Origin of the sequence: Chamaesiphon sp. OTE_75_metabat_556 (genome assembly GCF_031378165.1) — a bacterium.
Taxonomy (GTDB): Bacteria; Cyanobacteriota; Cyanobacteriia; order Cyanobacteriales; family Chamaesiphonaceae; genus Chamaesiphon.
Window position 1 is genome coordinate 1 of sequence record NZ_JANNDR010000205.1, and the last position, 4826, is coordinate 4826.

The following is a 4826-nucleotide window of genomic DNA, read 5'->3' on the forward strand; positions in this document are numbered from 1 at the left end:
GAAGGGTACCCACAAGGGGCACCCCTACAGACAATTGTCTAGGGGTGCCCCTTGTGGGTACCCATAGGTGATGGCAGTAATAATAGAGATGCCTTGCAAGAGTTCTAATGGATAACCGCTTTTTTAGCTTATTTAATCTAACTGAAGATCGGGCGATCGAGATTTTGGATACGCCGCCCGCGCTCGTCTCTGAGAATGATTCGCGCTATATTGCGGCGTCGCATTTGATCAACTTTCAGACCGACAAATCGATCGCTGCGCTGATGCGGGCATTACAAGAAACCGATCCCAGCCTGGATAATAAGATCGTGCGGCGCAAGTCGGTAGAAATCCTAGGGCGATTGCAAGCAGTTCAAGCTTTACCCGCCATTCGCGTCTGTTTGCAAGATGAAGACTGCTATACCGTCGAAAATGCAGCGTGGGCAATTGGCGAAATCGGCACCCAAGATCCCGAAATTTTGACAGAATTAACCCAGCTCCTCGACAAGCCAGGACAAAGTTATCGGGTGATGATTCATACTCTGACGAAGCTAAATTATCAGCCTGCGGTGCCATCTATAAGTAAATTTGTAAATGACGAAGATCCGCCGATCTCTAGTGCTGCGATCGCGGGAGTTTGCCGTTTGACTGGGGACTATACTCAGATGACGCAGGTAGTCGCCATGCTGCAAAACCCCAATGTGTTGGGACGGCGACTATCGATTCAAGATTTGATGGATGCGCGGTATTATGCCGCGATTCCCGAGATTGCTAGTTGTCCGGTATCTCTGGTGTTTAGACTGCGCGGGATTCGGATGCTAGCCGAAGCAGGTATCGGCGATGGCTCGATCGATTTTGCCACCATCCAACCCTATTTAGAACAGTCATTACGCGATCAACCCCAAGATCTCAAGCTGGTACACAGTTACGATCGATTGCCCGAACTCCCCGCCCTGATTCGCAACTTATACGAAACTGACTTTGGCAAAGCTTATTTAGCCACCAAAACGATCGTCGATAGCTATCCAGATACCGCTCCAGCGGCGTTATTTGCCGATTATGAAGCAGAAGCTAATAATGATTATGGTGCCCATTTCCATGTCATGAAGATCATGGGCTGGCTCAAACACGCCCCCGCTTACGATCTCTTAGTTGAAGCCCTCCACAATACCCAGCCCCAATTTCAGAAATCTCGTGCCGCCGCCGCGATCGCATTAGGTGAAATCGGTGATATCAAGGCGATTCCCGAATTACACAAGTGTCTGGAAACTAAAATTTGGGATCTCAAATATGCCGCACTGATGGCACTAGAGCAATTAGGCGATAATAGTGGTTATGCAATTCTCAAAGACGATCCCGATTGGTTAGTACGAGCAAAAGCAAATTCCTAACTCCGATCTTGATTTACAGGATTTAAGAATTGTCAGGATTGTGTTGTCGGTACGAACCATCCGATGGTATAGAAAAGAAAAATTGTAGGATACACACCAACCCTAAAAAGTTGGGTTTTATTCTTCAGCCCAATTCTCAATTCTCAATTCTCAATTAATTTAAGTATGTCCACCACAGAAGAACGCTTACAACAACTCAAACACCCAAATCCACACATGCGCGATCGAGCAATGTGGGAGCTAGTGGACAATCCTGACGAAACCACAATTGCGCGACTAATGAGCATCCTCGATGATGAGGATACTACCTATCGGCGAGCGGCGGTGAAAACATTGGGCGCGATCGGGCATGATACCGTTCCCCCATTAGTCGCAGCCTTACTTAATAGTGAAAATGTCACCGTGCGCGGAAGCGCGGCTAAAGCACTGGCGCAGGTGGCGATTAATTACCCTGACGATCCCTTCCCAGCGCAAGGGATCGAGGGATTGACAACTGCGCTCCAAGATCCGAATCCGGTGGTGAATATTGCCGCAGTGATGGCGATGGGTGTAATTGGTGCGCCGATTGTGGGCAATTTAATTGAGGCATTGCAAACAACGGATAATCCGGCACTAGCCATGTCGATCGTTAATGCCCTCAGTGCGATCGACGATCCGCGCTGTTTAACAGCGATTAATACCTTATTGGCCGATGAATCGACCGATTCTTATGTCAAAGAAGCAGCAACTAGTGCCTTGTCGCGGCTAGAGATGACGACAAAATTTCAGAGCGATCGACAGTAAATAACCTATTCAGACAATTGGCCATATCATCGTCCGAAAAACTGACCTATTAAGTAATGAATGAATCTCCCCCCGCATGGTTGCAGGGTATCGATGAATTTAACAAGCGAGAGTATTACGCCTGTCACGATACGCTCGAAGCTTTGTGGATGGACTCGATCGATCCAGACAAGAAATTCTATCAAGGCGTGCTGCAAATCGCCGTTGCTTGCTACCATCTCCACAATCGCAATTGGCGCGGCGCAGTCACTCTACTCGGCGAAGGTATTGCTCGGTTGCCTTATTACCAGCCAGTATATGCAAGCATTGATGTCACTAAGTTAATTCAAGATAGCCGTAATTTATTGACAATTCTACAATTGATCGGGATTGAAGATATCGATGATTTTGTCGATCGACTCGCACAAGATTCCAGCATTTTACCGATGATTCATTTCGCCCGAACAGATGTTATCTGTTAACGACTTATTGTTAATTTTGAATCAAACACAATTAAATATTACTATCAGATTTATTATTTACTGTTTCAGTCGATTCAATTTGACTGGGAGATTTTACAGCAGTTTCGATAGCATCTACTTCCTTCTTAAACTCTGACTGAAAATCATTCGAGGCTTCTTGGAAACCTTTGAGTGCCTTGCCCAAACTCTTGCCTATTTCTGGTAACTTTTTGGGGCCAAAGACCAATAGAACAACAACAGCGATCGCGATAGTTTCCGGTAAACCAATCCCAAAAAAGTTCATAATCTTGTTCCTGTTTCCAATTGCTCTGAATAGAGTATTCCAGTTCTACACCTTTAGTATATCCAAATCGATCTAGCTTGGGAATCTGAACTTCCCTACTCGATAACCTAGCTATCAACTATCAACTATCAATTATCAATTAATTTAGTGGCTATCGATCGGGTATGGGAAGAGTGAATCTTGACGATCGCAATCTTAGGGGAAACTTTTATGAGAGTTACCTTTAGTCACCCACCCCAATCTCCAGTCACGGGCGATCCTATTGTCCGCCGCCACTCCAGTCAACAGAGAAACTATCTAGAACCAGAGAGTTGTTGTAGATTTGGAGAATGATCAGTAAAAAGACCGCGAATAACAGCATAAATACGCCCATCACTGGAGTAGTACCCCAACCAGGAACGACCTTACCATATTCAGCATTTAGAGGTCTGAGTAGATCTCCTAATTTAGTGCGTTGTGCCATGTGTCGATAATGTTGTGTGAATACTATTATATATGCGGGGTGGAAACATTCCACATCCCCAGTGTACCAAACAAAATTCTTGTTTTCGACAACCGATCCCGTTCTCGTTTCGACGAGGAGTCGCACTTGGTGGGCGGCAACTCGATCGCGATAGATTTGTTCGCGAAGCGTACCGGAGGTAATCGCGGCCTGATGTCGTTTACCCGAATTTTTGGTAAATTTTTGTAAAATTCATTAATATTGTAAGAGAAGCAACATCCTTAAATTAAATTAATCATGGAATCTGCAACAGTTCTTAGCATTACGTTGGGTGCAGCGGTGATCCTTACCACTGCCTATGGTCTATACATGTCTTTTGGCGCGCCAGCCAAGCAGTTGTCCGATCCTTTTGACGACCACGAAGACTAAGTTAGTCGATCGTCGATAGCGATGAGTAACGATAGCCTGATGGTGGGTGCGGCCCACCATCTAAGTTTTAGAGATTCGCGTGTTATTTATCAAACGATCGCCGCAGCTTTAGCTAGTAATGGGAAGCCGAGTTTTTCGCGCTGCGCCAGATAGAGGTGGGCGACCTGTCGCGCCATTCCACGCACCTTGCCGATATAGCGCGTCCGCTCGGTGACAGAGATGACGCCCCGGGCATCGAGCATATTGAAGGTGTGGGAGCATTTGAGCACATAATCCAAGCTCGGCATGACCAGTCCTCTGGCAATTAGTTGTTCGGCTTCTTGCTGATAGAGATCGAACAGGGTAAATAGTAATTCGGGATTGGACGCTTCAAAATTGTAGGTGGATTGCTCGATTTCAGATTGGAGATAGATATCGCCATAGGTGAGAGTATCGTTCCATTGGATTTTGACAAATGAGTCTACATCTTGCAAGTACATACACAGCCGCTCTAAGCCATAGGTAATCTCGATCGATACCGGACGACAATCGATCCCCCCACACTGCTGGAAGTAGGTAAATTGGGTCACTTCCATCCCATCGAGCCAGACTTCCCAGCCGACCCCCCAGGCACCCATCGCGGCATCTTCCCAGTTATCTTCGACAAACCGAATGTCGTGATCTTCAGGTTTAATGCCCACTGCGCGGAGCGAATCTAAATAGACATCCTGAATGTTGTCTGGAGAGGGTTTGATCAGGACTTGATATTGATAGTATTGTTGGTAGCGGTTGGGATTTTGACCGTAACGACCGTCACCAGGACGGCGACAGGGTTCGATATAGGCCACCGACCAAGGTTCGGGGCCAATCGATCTTAAGAAGGTATGATGGCTTTTGGTAGCGGCACCTTTTTCGGTATCGTAGGCTTGGACGATCGAGCAGCCCTGTGCGCTCCAGAATTGGTTGAGAGTGGCGACGACAGATTGAAAGTTCATTGGGAGTTGGGAGTTGGGAGTTGGGAGTTGGGATTAGGCTCTAGGCTTTGGGAGTTGGGAGTTGGGAGTTGGGATTAGGCTCTA

General features: G+C 46.7%; 7 protein-coding genes. 4 read left to right on the top strand and 3 right to left on the bottom strand.

Annotation, left to right across the window (positions count from 1 at the left end; all coding sequences use genetic code 11):
* Positions 1 to 107: 107 nt before the first annotated feature.
* From RMO27_RS08420 to RMO27_RS08430, 3 genes are all read left to right on the top strand, one after another.
* Positions 108 to 1370, top strand: a complete 1263-nt coding sequence (locus RMO27_RS08420) for a HEAT repeat domain-containing protein (protein ID WP_309731274.1) — start codon at positions 108 to 110, stop codon at positions 1368 to 1370.
* A gap of 165 nt (positions 1371 to 1535) precedes the next feature.
* On the top strand, positions 1536 to 2153 hold the full coding sequence (locus tag RMO27_RS08425; protein ID WP_309731276.1) for a HEAT repeat domain-containing protein: 618 nt from the start codon (positions 1536 to 1538) through the stop codon (positions 2151 to 2153).
* 56 nt (positions 2154 to 2209) lie between these two features.
* Positions 2210 to 2614 carry a DUF309 domain-containing protein gene (locus RMO27_RS08430; RefSeq protein ID WP_309731278.1) on the top strand — a complete coding sequence of 135 codons (405 nt, stop codon included), beginning with the start codon at positions 2210 to 2212 and terminating at the stop codon, positions 2612 to 2614.
* Between the two features lie 31 nt (positions 2615 to 2645).
* On the opposite strand, the gene RMO27_RS08435 is transcribed toward RMO27_RS08430, so the two are convergent.
* Both RMO27_RS08435 and psbH read right to left on the bottom strand, forming a co-directional pair.
* A complete protein-coding gene (locus tag RMO27_RS08435; protein WP_309731280.1) occupies positions 2646 to 2897 on the bottom strand; it encodes a TatA/E family twin arginine-targeting protein translocase in 252 nt (83 codons plus the stop codon).
* 259 nt (positions 2898 to 3156) lie between these two features.
* Complete coding sequence (gene psbH / locus RMO27_RS08440) at positions 3157 to 3360, bottom strand: photosystem II reaction center phosphoprotein PsbH (protein ID WP_106310844.1); 204 nt, start codon at positions 3358 to 3360, stop codon at positions 3157 to 3159.
* A 276-nt stretch (positions 3361 to 3636) separates the two neighbouring features.
* Between psbH and psbN the strand changes: the two genes are divergently transcribed.
* Positions 3637 to 3768: a photosystem II reaction center protein PsbN gene (gene psbN / locus RMO27_RS08445; RefSeq protein WP_309731289.1), complete on the top strand. Its 132-nt coding sequence runs from the start codon at positions 3637 to 3639 to the stop codon at positions 3766 to 3768.
* 89 nt (positions 3769 to 3857) lie between these two features.
* Here psbN and glyQ read toward each other — a convergent pair whose 3' ends face one another.
* Positions 3858 to 4742: a glycine--tRNA ligase subunit alpha gene (gene glyQ / locus RMO27_RS08450; protein ID WP_309731292.1), complete on the bottom strand. Its 885-nt coding sequence runs from the start codon at positions 4740 to 4742 to the stop codon at positions 3858 to 3860.
* Between the last annotated feature and the right edge of the window lie 84 nt (positions 4743 to 4826).